Below are 381 nucleotides of genomic sequence, written 5' to 3'. Positions count from 1 at the left end.
GGACATCAGGTTGAAGTCGCGACCGCACGCGATCTGCTAGCGCCTGACCGTGACGTGCGACGCCAGGGACGTGGGCTGGGGCGGCCGAGGTGCGGGGTCCACCGAGGAGAACATGTAGGCGGTGAGGGAGACGGACTTGTTCAGTCATTTCGCCGACAGGCCCAGCAGGGAGCACAGGAGGGATGGGCTTCACGACCAGTTCTTGACGTCCACTTCTTCGACGAGCTCCGTATTGTCCTGGCCACGGCCGACGACATCCGCCAGTGGTCGCACGGCGAGGTCAAGAAGCCGGAGACCATCAACTACCGCACCCTGAAGCCGGAAAAAGACGGGCTCTTCTGCGAGAAGATCTGCGGCCCCACCCGGGACTGGGAGTGCTAC

1 protein-coding gene is annotated in these 381 nt (G+C 63.8%); it reads left to right on the top strand.

Annotated elements, in window-relative coordinates; translation table 11 throughout:
- Window positions 1-231 precede the first annotated feature (231 nt).
- The coding region (locus UK12_RS45290) for a hypothetical protein (RefSeq protein WP_442973914.1) at window positions 232-381 on the top strand (150 nt) is incomplete at its 3' end.

Source organism: Saccharothrix sp. ST-888, assembly GCF_000955975.1.
Lineage (GTDB): Bacteria > Actinomycetota > Actinomycetes > Streptomycetales > Streptomycetaceae > Kitasatospora.
The sequence above is the reverse complement of the archived record's forward strand: the minus strand, read 5'-3'. Positions and strand labels throughout refer to the sequence as shown.